The 15473-nt window shown below is 71.6% G+C and carries 18 protein-coding genes and 1 tRNA gene; 8 read left to right on the top strand and 11 right to left on the bottom strand.

The annotated features are described in order from the left end of the window. Positions 1-49: 49 nt before the first annotated feature. A tRNA-Pro gene (locus ACWEN0_RS25560) sits at positions 50-126 on the top strand. Between the two features lie 14 nt (positions 127-140). Here ACWEN0_RS25560 and ACWEN0_RS25555 read toward each other — a convergent pair. From ACWEN0_RS25555 to ACWEN0_RS25545, 3 genes are all read right to left on the bottom strand, one after another. Continuing rightward, complete coding sequence (locus tag ACWEN0_RS25555) at positions 141-782, bottom strand: maleylpyruvate isomerase family mycothiol-dependent enzyme (RefSeq protein ID WP_451978321.1); 642 nt, start codon at positions 780-782, stop codon at positions 141-143. 89 nt (positions 783-871) lie between these two features. Next, positions 872-1645, bottom strand: a complete 774-nt coding sequence (locus tag ACWEN0_RS25550) for a haloalkane dehalogenase (protein ID WP_451978318.1) — start codon at positions 1643-1645, stop codon at positions 872-874. Beyond that, positions 1642-2421, bottom strand: coding sequence for an NAD(P)H-binding protein (locus ACWEN0_RS25545; RefSeq protein ID WP_451978315.1), 780 nt, complete (start codon positions 2419-2421; stop codon positions 1642-1644). The genes ACWEN0_RS25550 and ACWEN0_RS25545 overlap by 4 nt, the downstream gene beginning before the upstream one ends. A gap of 67 nt (positions 2422-2488) precedes the next feature. Here ACWEN0_RS25545 and ACWEN0_RS25540 point away from each other — a divergent pair, with 67 nt between their 5' ends. Further along, positions 2489-2896 (top strand): winged helix-turn-helix transcriptional regulator, encoded by a 408-nt coding sequence (locus tag ACWEN0_RS25540; protein ID WP_451978312.1) that lies wholly within the window; start codon positions 2489-2491, stop codon positions 2894-2896. Here the strand turns inward: ACWEN0_RS25540 and ACWEN0_RS25535 are convergent. From ACWEN0_RS25535 to ACWEN0_RS25525, 3 genes are all read right to left on the bottom strand, one after another. Continuing rightward, positions 2875-4440, bottom strand: a complete 1566-nt coding sequence (locus ACWEN0_RS25535; RefSeq protein ID WP_451978309.1) for a carbohydrate-binding protein — start codon at positions 4438-4440, stop codon at positions 2875-2877. The two genes, ACWEN0_RS25540 and ACWEN0_RS25535, sit on opposite strands and share 22 nt — an antisense overlap. Before the next feature lie 116 nt (positions 4441-4556). Then, positions 4557-5003, bottom strand: a complete 447-nt coding sequence (locus ACWEN0_RS25530) for a nuclear transport factor 2 family protein (RefSeq protein WP_451978306.1) — start codon at positions 5001-5003, stop codon at positions 4557-4559. Between the two features lie 5 nt (positions 5004-5008). Continuing rightward, complete coding sequence (locus ACWEN0_RS25525) at positions 5009-5884, bottom strand: TIGR03619 family F420-dependent LLM class oxidoreductase (RefSeq protein WP_451978303.1); 876 nt, start codon at positions 5882-5884, stop codon at positions 5009-5011. Positions 5885-6029: 145 nt separating this feature from the next. Between ACWEN0_RS25525 and ACWEN0_RS25520 the strand changes: the two genes are divergently transcribed. Together ACWEN0_RS25520 and ACWEN0_RS25515 are read left to right on the top strand one after the other, a co-directional pair. Next, positions 6030-6854 (top strand): hypothetical protein, encoded by an 825-nt coding sequence (locus ACWEN0_RS25520; protein ID WP_451978300.1) that lies wholly within the window; start codon positions 6030-6032, stop codon positions 6852-6854. A 24-nt stretch (positions 6855-6878) separates the two neighbouring features. After that, positions 6879-7709 carry a type 1 glutamine amidotransferase domain-containing protein gene (locus ACWEN0_RS25515; protein ID WP_451978297.1) on the top strand — a complete coding sequence of 277 codons (831 nt, stop codon included), beginning with the start codon at positions 6879-6881 and terminating at the stop codon, positions 7707-7709. Position 7710: 1 nt separating this feature from the next. Here ACWEN0_RS25515 and ACWEN0_RS25510 read toward each other — a convergent pair whose 3' ends face one another. Both ACWEN0_RS25510 and ACWEN0_RS25505 read right to left on the bottom strand, forming a co-directional pair. Continuing rightward, positions 7711-8520 (bottom strand): Fpg/Nei family DNA glycosylase, encoded by an 810-nt coding sequence (locus ACWEN0_RS25510; RefSeq protein ID WP_451978294.1) that lies wholly within the window; start codon positions 8518-8520, stop codon positions 7711-7713. Continuing rightward, the gene (locus ACWEN0_RS25505) at positions 8520-8993 is read right to left on the bottom strand and encodes a ribose-5-phosphate isomerase (protein WP_451978291.1); all 474 of its coding nucleotides are present in this window, start codon (positions 8991-8993) and stop codon (positions 8520-8522) included. Before ACWEN0_RS25505 ends, ACWEN0_RS25510 begins: the two co-directional genes overlap by 1 nt. 45 nt (positions 8994-9038) lie before the next feature. On the opposite strand from ACWEN0_RS25505, the gene ACWEN0_RS25500 reads away from it, so the two are divergent. Both ACWEN0_RS25500 and ACWEN0_RS25495 read left to right on the top strand, forming a co-directional pair. Beyond that, positions 9039-9761: a 2-phosphosulfolactate phosphatase gene (locus tag ACWEN0_RS25500; RefSeq protein ID WP_451978288.1), complete on the top strand. Its 723-nt coding sequence runs from the start codon at positions 9039-9041 to the stop codon at positions 9759-9761. After that, entirely contained in the window at positions 9758-10567 is an 810-nt protein-coding gene (locus ACWEN0_RS25495) for an MBL fold metallo-hydrolase (RefSeq protein ID WP_451978285.1), read from the top strand. Before ACWEN0_RS25500 ends, ACWEN0_RS25495 begins: the two co-directional genes overlap by 4 nt. On the opposite strand, the gene ACWEN0_RS25490 is transcribed toward ACWEN0_RS25495, so the two are convergent. Continuing rightward, on the bottom strand, positions 10564-11184 hold the full coding sequence (locus tag ACWEN0_RS25490) for a mycothiol-dependent nitroreductase Rv2466c family protein (RefSeq protein WP_449689489.1): 621 nt from the start codon (positions 11182-11184) through the stop codon (positions 10564-10566). The two genes, ACWEN0_RS25495 and ACWEN0_RS25490, sit on opposite strands and share 4 nt — an antisense overlap. Before the next feature lie 153 nt (positions 11185-11337). Between ACWEN0_RS25490 and pepN the strand changes: the two genes are divergently transcribed. Continuing rightward, positions 11338-13905 carry an aminopeptidase N gene (gene pepN / locus ACWEN0_RS25485; RefSeq protein WP_451979019.1) on the top strand — a complete coding sequence of 856 codons (2568 nt, stop codon included), beginning with the start codon at positions 11338-11340 and terminating at the stop codon, positions 13903-13905. A gap of 114 nt (positions 13906-14019) precedes the next feature. Here the strand turns inward: pepN and ACWEN0_RS25480 are convergent, their stop codons facing one another. Together ACWEN0_RS25480 and ctaJ are read right to left on the bottom strand one after the other, a co-directional pair. Beyond that, positions 14020-14508, bottom strand: a complete 489-nt coding sequence (locus tag ACWEN0_RS25480) for a DUF5130 family protein (protein WP_451978282.1) — start codon at positions 14506-14508, stop codon at positions 14020-14022. Then, positions 14495-14749: an aa3-type cytochrome oxidase subunit CtaJ gene (gene ctaJ, locus ACWEN0_RS25475; protein WP_451978280.1), complete on the bottom strand. Its 255-nt coding sequence runs from the start codon at positions 14747-14749 to the stop codon at positions 14495-14497. The genes ACWEN0_RS25480 and ctaJ overlap by 14 nt, the downstream gene beginning before the upstream one ends. Positions 14750-15027: 278 nt before the next feature. Here ctaJ and ACWEN0_RS25470 point away from each other — a divergent pair, with 278 nt between their 5' ends. Further along, on the top strand, positions 15028-15399 hold the full coding sequence (locus tag ACWEN0_RS25470) for a hypothetical protein (RefSeq protein ID WP_451978277.1): 372 nt from the start codon (positions 15028-15030) through the stop codon (positions 15397-15399). Positions 15400-15473 lie beyond the last annotated feature (74 nt).

Raw genomic sequence — 15473 nt, 5'->3', positions numbered from 1 at the left:
AGGATAGCGTGACCCGCTAGTCTGATCACACACCCCCCTGGGGGTGTCACGGGATGTGGCGCAGCTTGGTAGCGCATTCGCTTTGGGAGCGAAGGGTCGCAGGTTCAAATCCTGTCATCCCGACCACTTGTCCACCCGGTTCAGGCTGCTTGCTTCTCGCGGGCGAGGTCCAGGCCCGGCCCCGTCAGGCGGGCGTAGGCCGCCGGGCGGTTGGTCAGCAGGAGCAGGAACGCCGAGGCCTTGCCCCGGACTTCGGGGCCGGTTCCGACCGCCCACTCCGCGTCTTCGGCCACCAGGCGCAGGCCGGCCAGCTGCTTGCGCGGGTTGAACGGGAAGCGCAGCTTCCACAGGCTGCCCAGGCCCGCCACCGCGTCCTCCGGCGGGATCTCCGGCTCGCGGCCCAGCGCCAGGGCGACGTCCTGGGTGTGCGTCAGGACGTCCATGATCGTCGAGTCCGCGCCCGCGCCGGGGGCCGGCGGGACCTTGCGGGACGCGGCGAACTCGCGCAGCCGGGCGACGGTCTCGCTCGTCGGCTCCGCGCCCAGGCGGCGGCCCGAGTCCAGGATCATGCGGTTGAAGCTGCCCCGCGCCCGCACTGCCTCGCGCAGCCAGTCCCCCACGCCGAACCGCGCGTTGCCGGCCACGTGCGCCACGACGTCGCGGACCCGCCACCCCTCGCACAGCGAAGGCCGTTCCCAGTCCTCCGCGGGAAGCCCGTCGACGAGATCCGCCAGCCGCAGCCGGGCCTGCTCGATCCCTGCCCACATCCGTGCTTCGTCCATGCGGAGTCCTTGCCTCGGAGGAACCGGCCGACGTCGAGGATACGAGCGCGCCCGGCCGCGGAGTTGTCCCAGATTGCGCGCCGCCGCGCTCAGGCGGACAGCCACTTCGCCAGCGTCTCCGCGAGCAGGTGCGGCTGCTCCTCCGGGGTGTGGTGCCCCGCCACCACCGGGTGGTGCACGACCTCCAGCCCCGCGAACGTCTCCGCGCACCAGTCGAGCATCGGCCGCGTCAGCATCGTGTCGAAGCCGGGCTTGAACGTGATGAGCAGCTTCGGGATTTCCGGCGTCGACGCGAGCCAGGCGTCGAACGCCTCGATCCGGGCCACCACGTCGGCCGGCTCGCCACCCAGCGGCATCGAACGGGCCCAGCGCACCAACGGGACGCGGGACTCCGGGGTCGGGTACATCCGCGCGTACTCGCGCGGGAGCGAGGCGAGGAAGTCCGCGATCACCGGCTCGGGCGCCGCTCCCTTGACCGCGCGGAACACCTCCGCGCCCACGGGCGGGAACTCTTCCCACGTCATCGGTTTCAAAACGGCTTCGGTGAACGCCAGGGCCCGGGCCCGCCCGGGGTGGCGCGCCGCCCAGTCCGCCGCCAGCGCGCCACCCCAGTCGTGGCCGACCAGGACCACGTCCGTCAGGTCCAGGGCGTCGAACCAGGCGTCGAGGTGCCGCGCGTGGTCGTCGAACGTGTACTCGATGGCCGGCCTGGGCGAGTCACCCATGCCGATCAGGTCCGGCGCCAGGCGGCGCCCGGGCACGCCGGGCAGCACGTCGCGCCAAAGGTGCGACGACGTCGGGTTGCCGTGCAGGAAAACCACCGGCGCGCCGGAGCCTTCTTCGCGGTGGGCCAGGACGTTCACTTGAACGCCGCCGCGTTGCGCGCCGCCCAGTCGGCGAACGGCCGCGGTGGCCGGCCCAGCACCCGTTCGACGTCCGGGCTCACCCGCTGTTCCGCTTCCGTGGGCGACCCCAGGATGTCCAGGGTCGCCTCGGCGACTTCGGCGGGCATGAAGCCCAGCATCACGGAACGCGCTTCCTCCCGCGTCCGCGGGACGAACCGCACCGGCTCGCCCAGTGCCGTGCCGATCGCCGCCGCCTGCTCGCGCGGGGTCACCGCCGCCGGGCCCGTCAGTTCGTACGTGCGCCCGTGGTGCGAAGGGTCCCGCAGCGCGGCGGCCGCCACCTCCGCGATGTCCGCGGGGTCGATCACCGGCAGGGCCACGTCCGCGAACGGGGCCGCCACCTCACGGGACGCGCGAACGCTTTCCGCCCACTGGAAGGCGTTCGAGGCGAACCCGCTCGGGCGCAGCACCGTCCACTCCGGACTCGAACCGCGCACGGCGTCTTCGAAGAACGAAGGGTGCCGGCCCGTTCCGACGCCCTGCGAAGACAGCAACACCACCCGCGCCCCGGCGGCGTGTTCCAGCACCGGCTCCAGGTCACCCCGGAAATCGGGCGGCAGCAACAGAAACACTGCCGACGCACCCTCGAAGGCCGGGCGCAACGACGCCGCGTCCGCCAAGTCACCCGTTGTCGGTCCGCGACGGGACACCGCCCTGACCTCTTCCCCCGCCGCCGTCAAAGCCTGCACCAGCGGTCGTCCGACGTTTCCCGTCGCTCCGGTCACCACGATCATGCGGACGACGCTACATTCCGACGTATAGTAGGTACCTAGAGGAAAGTATTGGCTGGAGGCCCCGAACGTGACCGGAACCACACCCGAGCTGGCCTGCCCGATCGCGCCGGTGGTCGACATCGTGTTCAGCCGCTGGACGACGCCGATCCTGTGGACGCTCAACGAGTACGGGCGCCAGCGGTTCGTCGAGCTGGCGCGCCGCATCACCACGATCACGCCGAAGGTGCTCACCCAGCGGCTGCGGCAGCTGGAGCGCGACGGCCTCGTCGAGCGGACCTACCACGCCGAGGTCCCGCCGCGGGTCGAGTACGAGATCAGCGAGCTGGGCCGGAGCCTGGCGCCGCTGTTCGCCAGCCTCGCCGAGTGGTCCCCGAACCTCGGCAAGGTCGAGGCGGCCCGCGCGGCGTACGACGCCCGGCCCCCGGCCCGCCGCGGCTGGGATCGGGCCGGGCGTCAGCCGGAGGTGTCCAGGTAGTCCAGGTTCGCCGGGCCGTCGGCCGTGGTCGCGGTGAGGCGCACCGTGTGCTGTCCCGCGCCGAGCGCGTACGGCCGCGTCACCGTGCTCCACGTCGTCCACGCGCCCGTCGGCGGGAACGGTACGGCGGTCGCGATCACCGTGCCGTCGACCGCGATGTCCACCGGGCGCGCGGCCGCCGTGCCGTTCGCGTAGCCGAACGTCAGCGCCGACGCCGGTCCGGTCACCTGCCACTCGACGTAGCTGCCGACCGCGTTGGCGCCGTTCGCGAAGCCCGTCCCCGAGAAGCCCGCGTGGTTCGAATCCACCGTGCCGCCCGCGGACAGCACCGCCGACTCGGCTTCGTAGCGGGCGCCGCCGGCCCGGGACACGCGGTACAGCACCGTCGCGTGCGCCGGCACGGACGCGCTGATCGCCCCCGTCGAAACCCGGGAAGCCTTGCTCCACAGGTCTTTCAGCGTGTACGACGACGCGGCGCCGATGCCGGTCGCGGCCGCCGTCGTGCTGATCGTCGCCGTCGCGGCGGTTTCGTTGGACAGCGCCACCGCGCGGTCGCCGTCGGCCAGCACCTTGCTGTAGACGACCAGGCCGCCGTTCGAGCCGAGCACCGTCGCCTGCTTGCCCAGCGGGTCCTGGTCGAGCGCGATGACGTCGGTGTTCTTCAGGATCGAGAAGTCGTCGTCGGACACCTTCCGCAGGTCGCTGCCGATCAGCAGCGGTGCGGCCATCATCGCCCAGAGGCTGAAGTGCGTGCGGTACTCCGTCGCGGTCATGCCGCCGTTGCCGACCTCGAGCATGTCCGGGTCGTTCCAGTGCCCCGGCCCGGCGTACTGCGCCAGCCCGCGGTTGGTCTGCGCCTTCGAGATCATGCTCGACCACTTGTCGGAGATGTCGCCGGTGGTGCGCCACAGGTTCCCGACAGGCGCGGCCCAGGTCCACGGCTTGTTCTGACCCCACTCGCAGATGGAGTACGCGATCGGGCGGCCCGACTTCGCGAGCGCGTCCCGCATCGCCTTGTAGCGCTGCTGCGCGTCGACGCCCTGGTTGTTGCAGTTGTCGTACTTCAGGTAGTCGACACCCCACGAGGCGAAGGTGTTCGCGTCCTGCTGCTCGTGGCCGAGGCCGCCGGGGAAGCCCGCCTTGTTGCACGTGTGCGTGCCGGCGCTGGTGTAGATGCCGAACTTCAGGCCCTTGGCGTGCACGTAGTCGGCGAGCGCCTTGATGCCGTGCGGGAAGCGCACCGGATCCGGGACGAGGTTGCCCTTCGCGTCGCGGTCCGGCAGCGCCCAGCAGTCGTCGATGTTGACGTAGGTGTATCCGACGTCTTTGAGGCCCTTCGTCACGAAGATGTCGGCGATCCCCTTGATCATGGCCTCGGTGAAGTCGGCCTTGCACTGGGTGGAGTTCCAGTTGTTGAACCCCATCGGCGGCGTGCGGAGGAGCCCGTTCTCCAGCGCGGAAGCCGGGGACTGGCTCAGGACGGTGCCGCTGGCCGCGAGCGCGAACGCGGCGGCCGCGACCGCCGTGCGCCGGAGGAAGGACATGCTTGCTCCCTGGTGGAGACATCGGAGGTCTACACCAGTTAGTAAAGGGACCTGCCTAACCGGGCGTCAAGAGATCATGTATCAGATATGAAATTGGGTTTCCGCTGGCCGGGACGCTATTCGGTCACCTGCCGCGCGGTCGCCATCGCGCGCTCGGTCTCCCAGAACGCCCGCATCGACCGGATCAGCCCGTCCTCGCCGACGCGGTAGACGAACACCCCGTCGGTGTCGACGCGGTAGCCGCCCGGCAGGTACGTCGTGATCGTGCCGACGTTGGCGCACTCGTCGCCCGCCGCGTGCGAGTCGCGGATGGTGAACTCGAAGCGCTCGACGGTGCCGATCGTCTTGTCCCAGAACGCGCTGATGCCCTCGGGGCCGTGGTGGCCCTTGCCCTCCTCGTCGAAGAACGACGGCCCGACGGGGTCCTCCACGACCGCGTCGGGCGCGAACAGCGCCAGCCACGCGTCCTTGTCCCCCGCCGTCACCGCGGTCATCGACGCGAACGCCGCGCGCCGCGCCGGCGGCTGCTCCGCCGCGGTGTCCCAGCTGACCCGCACGCCCATGCCCGTCACTCCTCGAACTTGTCGATGATCTCGGCCCCGAACTTGCGGATCGCCTCGAGCTTCGGCTCGACGGGCGCGTCGAAGCCGACGCCGTCGAACACCCACGGCATGGTGATGATGTCGGTGACACCGACCTCGGCCTGCTCGCGGTAGCCGTCGAGACCGAAGCGGTCGATGCAGACCGCCTGGTACTCGAACGGGTCGTCGGCGCGGCCGCGCTCGGCGAGCAGCTCCTTCAGGCGCGCGATGGTGTCGCGCAGCTCGTCGAGCTTCATCATCGCCGAGGACCAGCCGTCGGCGACCCGGGCGGCGCGCTTCAGCGCGACCTCGGTGTGGCCGCCGATGTAGAACGGCACGCGCGACGGCGGCGCCGGGCTCATCTGCAGCTTGTCGAAGTCGTAGAACTCGCCGTGGTACTCGACCATGCCGCCGTCGAGGATCAGCCTGAGCACGTCGATGGCCTCGTCGACGCGCTTGCCGCGCCGTTCGAACGGCACGCCGCAGTACTCGAACTCCTGCGGCAGCCAGCCGACACCGAGGCCGAGCCCGAACCGGCCGCCGGTGAGCACCGACGCCGAGCCGACCTGGCGGGCCAGCAGCACGGGGTTGCGCGAGCCGAGCTTCAGCACGGACGTGTAGAACTGGATGCGGCTGGTGACCGCGCCCATCGACGCGGTCGCGACCAGCGGGTCCACCCAGGGGGTCTCCGCGGTCCAGAAGCGGCTGCCGTCGGGCGTGTACGGGTAGTCCGTGTCCACGGTTTCGGAGTAGAAGAGCGAGTCCGGCAGGGCGATGGACGCGAAGCCGGCCTCTTCGGCAGCACGGGCGAGCTCGCCCAGCTGATCGAGGGGGTTCATCGCGATCGACAGGGTGAACTTCATGGCCGAACTATAACGTGTTCTAGTTCGGTCGGCCAGCGCGTGCGGTGTGCCGGATCACTCGCCGGGAACCCTCCGCGTAACGTCCGCGTTGTCCGAATCAAAGGTGACTTCCGGTCACTGAGCCCCGAACATCTGGGAGTGGTCCATGGGCACCGCGATCTTCCTGATCGTGCTCGTCGTCGTGATCGTCGGTGGCGGCCTCTACTTTTCGCGGCAGCGGGCCGCGGCGCGCCAGCGCGAGCTGGACGACGCCAAGGCCGACGCCCGGCGCCTGGTCGAGCGGCTCGGCGGCCAGGTCCTCAACCTCAACGGCAACGACACCGCGTCGATGCAGGCGATGGCGGACGCGAGCGAGCGCTACAACGCGGCCGGCTCGCAGCTGGAGCAGGCCCGCACCATCGAGCAGGCCCGGCTGGTGAAGGACACCGCCGTCGAAGGTCTCTACTACGTCCGCGCCGCGCGCACCGCGATGGGCATGGACCCCGGACCGCAGCTGCCGGAGGAAGCCGAGCGCGAGCGCGCCGGCAAGGTCACCGAGCGCCGCGAGGTGGACGTCGAGGGCCAGCACTACGCCGCGTCCCCCGATGCCGGCCAGGACACGCCGTACTACTACCCCGGCGGCCGCGTCGCGGGCCGTCCGGTGCCGCAGGGCTGGTACAGCGAGCCGTGGTGGAAGCCCGCACTCGTCGCCGGTGCCTGGGGCCTCGGCTCGATGTTCCTCTTCAGCGCGATGTTCTCCGGCATGAGCGGCATCGCCAGCGCCTCGGCCTGGGAGTCGGGCTACGACGCGGGCCAGCAGGACGCGCTCGAGTCCGGTGACATGGGCGGCGGAGACGGCTTCGACGGCGGTGGCGACGGCGGCGGGTTCGACGGCGGCGGCGACATGGGCGGCGGCGACTGGGGCGGCGGCGGGTTCGACGGCGGCGGCTTCGACGGTGGTGGCTTCGACGGGGGCGGCTTCGACTTCTGAGGTCGCGCTGGCATTGTCTGGCGCATGGCGACTGTCCTGATCCCGGTCCCGGCGCGCGACTCGGACCCGTCCGAGGTGGCGGTGAGCCACGCGGTGCTCACCGCCGCCGGGCACACCGTGCGGTTCGCGACGCCGGACGGCACGCAGGCCGCCTGCGACGAGCTGATGGTCACCGGCCGGGGCCTCGACCCGTGGGGCCGCGTGCCGGGCCTGGAGAAACTGGTCGCGGTCGGGCGGGTCCTGCGCGCCGACAGCGCCGCGCGGGACGCCCACCGCGCCCTGCTCGCCGATCCCGCGTGGCGGTCGCCGTCCCGCTGGGACGAGGCCGGAGTCGAAGACGGCCTGCTGCTGCCGGGCGGGCACCGCGCCCGCGGCATGCGCGAGTACCTCGAAAGCCCGGTGCTGCAGAAGACGGTCGTCGACGCGTTCCGCCGCGACCTGCCGGTCGGCGCGATCTGCCACGGCGTCCTGCTCGCCGCGCGCAGCGTGGACCCCGGGACCGGCCGCTCGGTCCTGCACGGCCGCCGCACGACGGCGCTGACCTGGCCGCTGGAACGCACGGCGTGGCGGATCGCGCGGCGCACGCGCTTCTGGGACCCGGACTACTACCGCACCTACCGCGAAGAACCCGGTCAGCCCGACGGGTACATGTCGGTGCAGCAGGAGGTCACGCGCGCCCTGGCGCGTCCGGAGGACTTCCTCGACACCACCGACCGCGTCCGGGCGAGCGGCCGGGCCCGCGACCGGCTCGACGACGCCCGGCCCGCGTTCGTCGTCGAGGACGGCAACTACGTCTCGGCGCGCTGGCCCGGCGACGTCCACACGTTCGCGAAGACCTTCGCCGCCCGGCTCTGAGTCAGGCCGGCTGGCAGGACGGGCACCAGTAGAGGTTGCGCCCCACCAGCTCAGAGTTCGCCACCGGCGTCCCGCACACCAGGCAGGGCTCACCGGCCCGCCGGTAGACGTACACCTCGCCGCCGTGGCGGTCGACGCGCGCCGCGCGGCCCATCGCCTCCGGCAGGTGCTCGGGCCGGACCGTGTCGATGCGCCCGGCGCGAACGCCGGCGCGCATCAGGGTCACCAGGTCGGCCCACATGTCGTCCCACACCGCCCGGTCCAGGGCCCGGCCCGGCGTCAGCGGCGCGACGCCGTGGCGAAACAGCACTTCGGCGCGGTAGACGTTGCCGACGCCGGCGAGCACCGCCTGGTCCATCAGCAGCGCGGCGATCGACGTCTTCGAGCGCGAGATGCGTTCCCAGGCCCGCTCGGGTTTCGCGTCGCGGCGCAGCGGGTCCGGGCCGAGCCGCGCCTTGATCGCGTCCGCCTGGTCGGGGGAAAGCAGCTCGCAGCGGTTGGGCCCGCGCAGGTCCGTCAGGTGCGTCCGGCCTGCCAGACGCAGCCGCACCTGCCCCACCGGTTCCGTCGCGGGCAGCGGCGACTCGCCGAACGTGCCGTACAACCCGAGGTGGATGTGCACGACCCCGTGGGAACCGTAGTCGTGGAACAGGTGCTTGCCGTACGCCTCGGCGCCGACGAGCACCTGACCGTCCAAACGGGACGCTTCGGTGGCGAACCGGCCCTGCGGGCTGCTCACCTCGACCGGGGCGCCGGCGTACCGGCGCTTGTGCAGCCGCGCGAGCCGGTGGAGGGTGTGCCCTTCGGGCATCAGGCCCCCGGCAGCGCCGGCGGGATTCCGGTGCGCTCGTAGTCAAGCAGCTGCTGCACGCGGCGCGCGTGCCGCTCCTCCGGCGAAACTTCGGTCGCCAGGAAGGCTTCGACGATCTCGGTGGCCTGCTCGACGGTGTGCATCCGGGCGCCGACGCCGATCAGCTGGGCGTGGTTGTGCTCGCGGCACAGCTGGGCGGTCTCGACGCTCCAGGCGAGGCCGGCGCGCGCGCCGGGGACCTTGTTCGCGGCGATCTGCTCGCCGTTGCCCGAGCCGCCGACGACGATGCCGCGGCTGCCTTCGTCGGCCACCACGCGCAGCGCCGTCTCGACGCAGAAGGCCGGGTAGTCGTCGGCCGCGTCGTAGACGTGCGGGCCGATGTCGGTGACCTCGTGGCCCTGCTTCTCCAGGTGAGCCACCAGGTGGTTCTTCAGCTCGTAACCGGCATGGTCGGATCCCAAGTAGACACGCACGGCTGGGAGTCTGCCACCACGCCCGGCGTCCGGCATGCTCCGGGGGTGGGCATCTGGGAGCAATCCGGCTACGACGTCCGGCTCGACTGGGGCGGCGAAGGGGTGAGCGCGCTCGGCCGGGAATGCGCCGTACTGGTCGTCGTCGACGTGCTTTCCTTCGGCACCACCACGGATCTCGTGGTCGGCCGCGGCGGGCGCGTGCTGCCCGTGCGGTTTCGCGACGAACGCGGTGTCGCGCAGGCGCGGGCCGCGGGAGCCGTCGTCGCGGGTGAGAGCGAGTTCACCCTGAGGCCGTCTTCTGTGACGGAAATCCCGCCGGGGACCCTGCTCGCGCTCCCCTCGCCCAACGGCGCGACGCTCTGCGCCGCCGCGGCGGCGACCGGCGCGCACGTGCTGGCCGGCTGCCTGCGCAACGCGTCCGCGATCGCGGCGAAAGCCCGCGAGCTGGGCGGCCCGGTCGGCGTCATCGCCGCCGGGGAACGCTGGGGCGTCGACATCTTCGGCCACGGCGAGGAACTCGGCCCGCTGCGGCCCTGCGTCGAAGACCAGGTGGGCGCGGGCGCGATCGCCGGGGCGCTGGCCGGGCTGGGGCTGTCGCTCTCGCCCGAAGCCACCTTCGCCGCGCGGTGCGTCGACGTCGACGCGCTGGCAAGCTGCGTCTCCGGGCGTGAGCTGACCGAAGCCGGGCACGGCGGCGACGTCGCGCTGGCCGCCCGGCTCGACGTGAGCGATGCTGCTCCGATGCTGACGGAAGGAGTGCTCGCATGACCGGGCGCTGGATCGAGGTCGCCGAGGGCGTGCACGCGCGCCGCTACGAGGAGCTGGACCTGACCGTCGGGCTGGTGGTCGGCGCCGAACGCTGCCTGGTCGTCGACACCCGCGGCGACCTCGAGCAGGGCGCCGAACTCGCCGCGGCGGTCCGCGAACTGACGCCGCTGCCCTGGTCGGTGGTCTACACGCACGCCCACTTCGACCACGCCTGGGGCACCGAGCGGTTCCTGCCCTGCGCGGTCTGGGCGCACGAAGGCTGCCGCGCCGAGCTGGCCGAGTCCGCGGAGGACGACCGGGCCAAGTGGATCGCCTACTACCGCGAACAGGGCAAGACGGACACCGCCGACGCGATCGCGCGCACCACGTTCGCCGTGCCCGACCACCTGTTCACCGACCGCGCCGAACTCGACCTGGGCGGCCGGACGGCGGTCCTGCTGCACCCCGGCCGCGCCCACACCGACCACGACGCCGTCGTGCACGTGCCGGACGTCGACGTGCTCTTCGCGGGCGACGTCGTCGAGAACGCCGAACACGGCTTCAGCGCGTTCTCCTTCAGCGCCGGCTCGGACCTGACGGCCTGGCCGGACACCTTCGACCGGCTCCTCGAGCTGAAGCCGCGGGTGATCGTCCCCGGGCACGGCGAACCGGTCGACGCCGACTTCCTCCGCTACCACCGCCACGGCCTGCACGAGCTGATCGCGCTGAAGGCGGCGATGGGCCGCGGCGAGACGACCGAGGTCGCCGCCGTGGCCGCGTCCCGCTACCCCAGCGACGTCACCTTGGCCGCCCTGAACACGCCTTAGTCGAAGTTCAGCTCGCCCGTCCGGGTGCGCTTCAGCTCGAAGAAGTCCGGGTAGCTCGCCAGCGCGACGGCGCCGTCGAACACCTTCAGCGCGTCTTCGCCGCGCGGGATCGAGCTGAGCACCGGACCGAAGAACGCCACGCCGTCGATGTGGATCGTCGGGGTGCCGACGTCCTGGCCGACCGGGTCCATCCCCTCGTGGTGGCTCTTCTTCAGCGCCTCGTCGTACTCCGTGGAGTGCGCGGCCTCGGCCAGCTCGGCGGGCGCGCCGATCGCCGCCAGGGCCTCCTTGATGACCGTGTCGTAGTCCTTGACGCCCTGGTTGTGGTAGCGGGTGCCGAACTCGGTGTAGTACTCGCGCAGCATCTCCTCACCCTTGAGCTGCGACAGCGCCACGGCCACGCGCACCGGGCCCCAGCCCTTCGCCAGCAGCTCCTTGTACTGCTCGGGCAGCTCGTCCCGGCCCTCGTTGAGCACCGACAGGCTCATGATCCGGAAGCGCAGGTCGAGGTTGCGGTGCTTCTCCACCTCCAGGATCCAGCGGGAGGTGATCCACGCGAACGGGCAGATCGGGTCGAAGTAGAAATCGACCTTCGTGGGCTGCTCGGCAGCGGTCATCGGGGTACTCCTGAGTGACGTCTCGATGTGGGCGGACCCCCACACGACGGGCCAACACCGCGGGGTGCGGGCTTGTTCCCTTATCGCCCGCCACCCCGTCCCCATGATTGGATGCGGGGAGTTGAAAACCGATACCAACGACCAGAGGTGCCTGTGCCCGCCCCCAACCTGACCCGCGACCAAGCCAAGCTGCGCGCGGACCTGCTCGACGTCACCGGATACGACATCGAGCTGGATCTCACCGACGGCCACGGCGGTCCCGGGGAGAAGACCTTCGCGTCGAAGACGACCGTCCGGTTCTCCAGTGCCCGGGCCGGTGCCGACACGTGGGTCGACATCGTCGCCGACCGCGTGCACTCGGCGACCCTGAACGGCGCGGACGTCGACACCAGCGCGTACGTCGAGGACAAGGGCATCGCGCTCGCCGGCCTGGCCGAGGCGAACGAGCTGACGGTGACCGCCGACTGCCGCTACATGAACACCGGCGAAGGCCTGCACCGGTTCGTCGACCCGGTCGACGACGGCGTCTACCTGTACTCGCAGTTCGAGACGGCGGACGCGAAGCGGATGTTCGCCTGCTTCGACCAGCCCGACCTGAAGTCCGTCTACCGGCTGACCGTCGTCGCGCCGAAGGACTGGAAGGTCGTCTCGAACACGATGGCCGAGTCCACCGAGGAGACGGCGGAAGGCGCCGTCCGAACGGTGTTCAAGGAGTCCGAGCGGCTCTCGACGTACCTGGTCGCGCTGATCGCCGGCCCGTACGCCGAGTGGCGCGACGAGTACACCGACGAGCACAAGACGATCCCGCTGGGCGTCTACTGCCGCGCGTCGCTGGCCGAGCACATGGACGCGGACAAGCTGTTCACCGAGACCAAGCAGGGTTTCGGCTTCTACCACGAGAAGTTCGGCACGCCCTACCCGTTCTCCAAGTACGACCAGCTGTTCGTGCCGGAGTTCAACGCGGGCGCGATGGAGAACGCCGGCGCCGTGACGTTCCTGGAGGACTACGTCTTCCGCAGCCGCGTCACCCGCTACGCCTACGAGCGGCGCGCCGAGACGCTGCTGCACGAGATGGCGCACATGTGGTTCGGCGACCTGGTCACCATGCGCTGGTGGGACGACCTGTGGCTGAACGAGTCGTTCGCGACCTTCGCGAGCGTGCTGGCCCAGGCCGAGGCCACCGAGTACAAGAACGCGTGGACCAGCTTCGCGAACATCGAGAAGTCTTGGGCCTACCGGCAGGACCAGCTGCCCTCGACGCACCCGATCGCGGCCGACATCGTCGACCTGCACGCGGTCGAGGTGAACTTCGACGGCATCACCTACGCCAAGGGCGCGAGCGTCCTCAAGCAGCTCGTCGCGTACGTCGGGCTCGAGCACTTCCTCGACGGCCTGAAGGTGTACTTCGGCAAGCACGCGTGGGGCAACGCCACCCTGGCCGACCTGCTGGGCGCGCTGGAAGAGGCGTCCGGGCGCGACCTGTCGTGGTGGAGCGCGCAGTGGCTGGAGACGACGGGGCTGAACTCGCTGAGCCCGCGCTACGAGGTCGGCGCGGACGGCACGTTCACGTCGTTCGCGGTCGTGCAGACGGGCGCGAAGCCGGGCGCCGGTGAGCTGCGCACGCACCGCGTCGCCGTCGGGATCTACGACGAGGACGGCTCCGGCAAGATCGTCCGCACCCAGCGCGTCGAGCTGGACGTGGACGGCGAGCGCACCGAGGTGCCGGCCCTGGTCGGCCGGCCCGCGGGCAAGCTCGTGCTGGTCAACGACGACGACCTGACGTACTGCACGATGCGGCTCGACCCGGCGTCGCTGACGACGCTGATCGACCGCGTCGCCGACATCACCGAGCCGCTGCCGCGGACGCTCTGCTGGTCGGCGGCGTGGGAGATGACGCGCGAGGCCGAGCTGAAGGCCCGCGACTTCGTCACGCTGGTGCAGCGCGGCATCCACACCGAGAGCGAGGTCGGTGTCGTCCAGCGGCTGCTGCTGCAGGCCCAGACGGCGCTGAACTCCTACGCCGAGCAGGAGTGGGCGGCCGCCCGCGGCTGGCCGGCGTTCACGGCGCGGCTGCTGGAGCTGGCCCGCGGCGCCGAGCCGGGCTCGGACCACCAGCTGGCGTTCGTCAACTCGCTGGCCGGGTCGGTGCTGGACGACGCCACGTTGTCGGTGCTGTCCGGCTGGCTCGACGGCTCGGCGCCGCTCCCGGGCCTCACGGTGGACACCGACCTGCGCTGGCGCCTGCTGCACGCCCTGGTGGCGCACGGCAAGGCGGATTCGGCGGAGATCGACGCCGAGCTGGCCCGCGACAACACGGCGACGGGCCGCCGCCAGGCGGAGCGCAGCCGCGCCCTGCGCCCGACGCCGGAGGCCAAGGCCGACGCGTGGCAGCGGGCGGTGTACGACGACGAGCTGCCCAACGCGGTCAGCGACTCGCTCATCTCCGGCTTCTCGCACCCGGGCCAGAAGGCGCTGCTGGGCTCGTACGTGGGCCGGTACTTCGAGGTCATCGACGAGGTGTGGCAGCGCCGCTCGAGCGAGCGTGCCCAGCCGATCGCGATCGGGCTGTACCCGTCGTGGGCGGTGGCCCCGGAGACGGTGACGGCGTCCGACGAGTGGCTGGCGGGCGAGCACTCGCACGCCCTGCGCCGGCTGGTTTCGGAAGGCCGGGCCGGGATCGTGCGGGCGCTGGCCGCCCGGGACTTCGACGCCCAGGCCTGACCGGTCGTGAGTGTTCAGGGCGGTTCCGACCGCCCTGAACACTCACGAGAGCCGCGGTAGACAGGAAAAGAGCCCCGCACCTCGGCCGAGGTGCGGGGCTCTTCTGTGTCTCCGTCAGCGGGGCGCGGGCCCGGCCTGGTCGGAAAGCATGCGCAGGGCGTTCGCGAGGCCGTTGACCAGCCCGCGGACCAGGTCGCCCTCCTTGAAGGACGCCACCATGCTCGCCACCGCCAGCTTGGCGCCGCGGTCGGGCAGGCGGACGTGGGCCGTCTTGCCGGTGACGATCTCGATCAGGCGCTCGCCCGGGGAGACCGCGATCAGGACCGCGTTCGCCGGGTCCGTCGTCGTCGCGTGCAGCTTCTCCGCCGTCGAGCGGCTGTCCTCGCCCAGCTCGCCGAGGTACAGGCTGAAGTCGAGGCCGGTCTCCCGGCTCGCGAACGTCAGCGCCTCGTCGAGGCGGGCCAGCTGCCGCGTCGTGAACGGGCTCGTCGGCGCCGCCGGCTCGTACATCTTCGCGGCCGACACGCGGCCGCTGGACGTCAGGCCCTCGCCGTAGCCCAGCTCGGACTCGTCGACGCGCTTCGTCAGCTCACCAGTTGCCACGAGCGCCTCCCGCCGCGGTCGGGGCGCCCTCGGGCGCACTGTTCTCGGCTCCGGCGTGCCGGTGCCCCGCGCCCACCCCGTCGGGGTTGGCGCTCCACCACATGGCCGGGTAGTCCCAGGCCTGGCCGGACCGGTACCGCGGGGCACCGCCGGACCTGCGCCGGAGCGTCAGCAGCCCGGCGAGACCGTAGATGGCCAGCGGGATCACGGCGAAGACCACGATCGTCTCGACAACGTTCACGGCGCTGAGCGTATCGGATAACCCCGGCGGCCACCGCGCGCGCCGCACTCGACCGTTCGTCGTAAGCCGAGTGCCGTCCGCCGCTTGGCTCGCGGCCACTGGAACGTTGGGGCGAAGACCTTCGGGCCGAAAGGTTGCAACTCAACGTACAGGCGGCCGCACCCGCCGCTGTCGTCTTGTCGCAGCCTTGAAATCCTCGTAGCTTTTTCACCTGTACGGGCCTTGCGCCCCGCTCCCCAGCCCCAGCAGGTAACGCACCGGTCCCAGGAGGCCTTGCCATGAACAGCGCCCACACCCCCGCACAGGCGATCACCGAGACCTTCTCGTCACCGAGCGGCATCGAATTCGTGCCCGGAACGCGTGTGACGGCGGGCACAAGGGTTACCCGCGGTACACGAGTCACTCGCGGTACACGTGTGACGTCGGGCACCCGCGTCACCATGGGCACCCGGGTGACGAACGGCACGCGCGTCACCCGCGGTACCCGGGTCACCCGAGGCACGCGCGTCACGATGGGCACGCGGGTCACGGCCGGCACGCGCGTCACGCGAGGCACCCGCGTCACCCGCGGCACGCGCGTCACCCGTGGCACGCGCGTCACCATGGGGACCCGCGTCACCTGCCAGGCCGACTACGCGCTGGCCGCCTGACCGCGCACTCCAGGGCCGCTCGCACTACCTGAACACGCGCAAGCACCCGGCTCGCCCCGGCCGCCGCAAGGCAG

The organism is Amycolatopsis sp. NPDC004378 (genome assembly GCF_053602455.1).
This window is presented reverse-complemented; position numbering and strand designations above follow the sequence as displayed.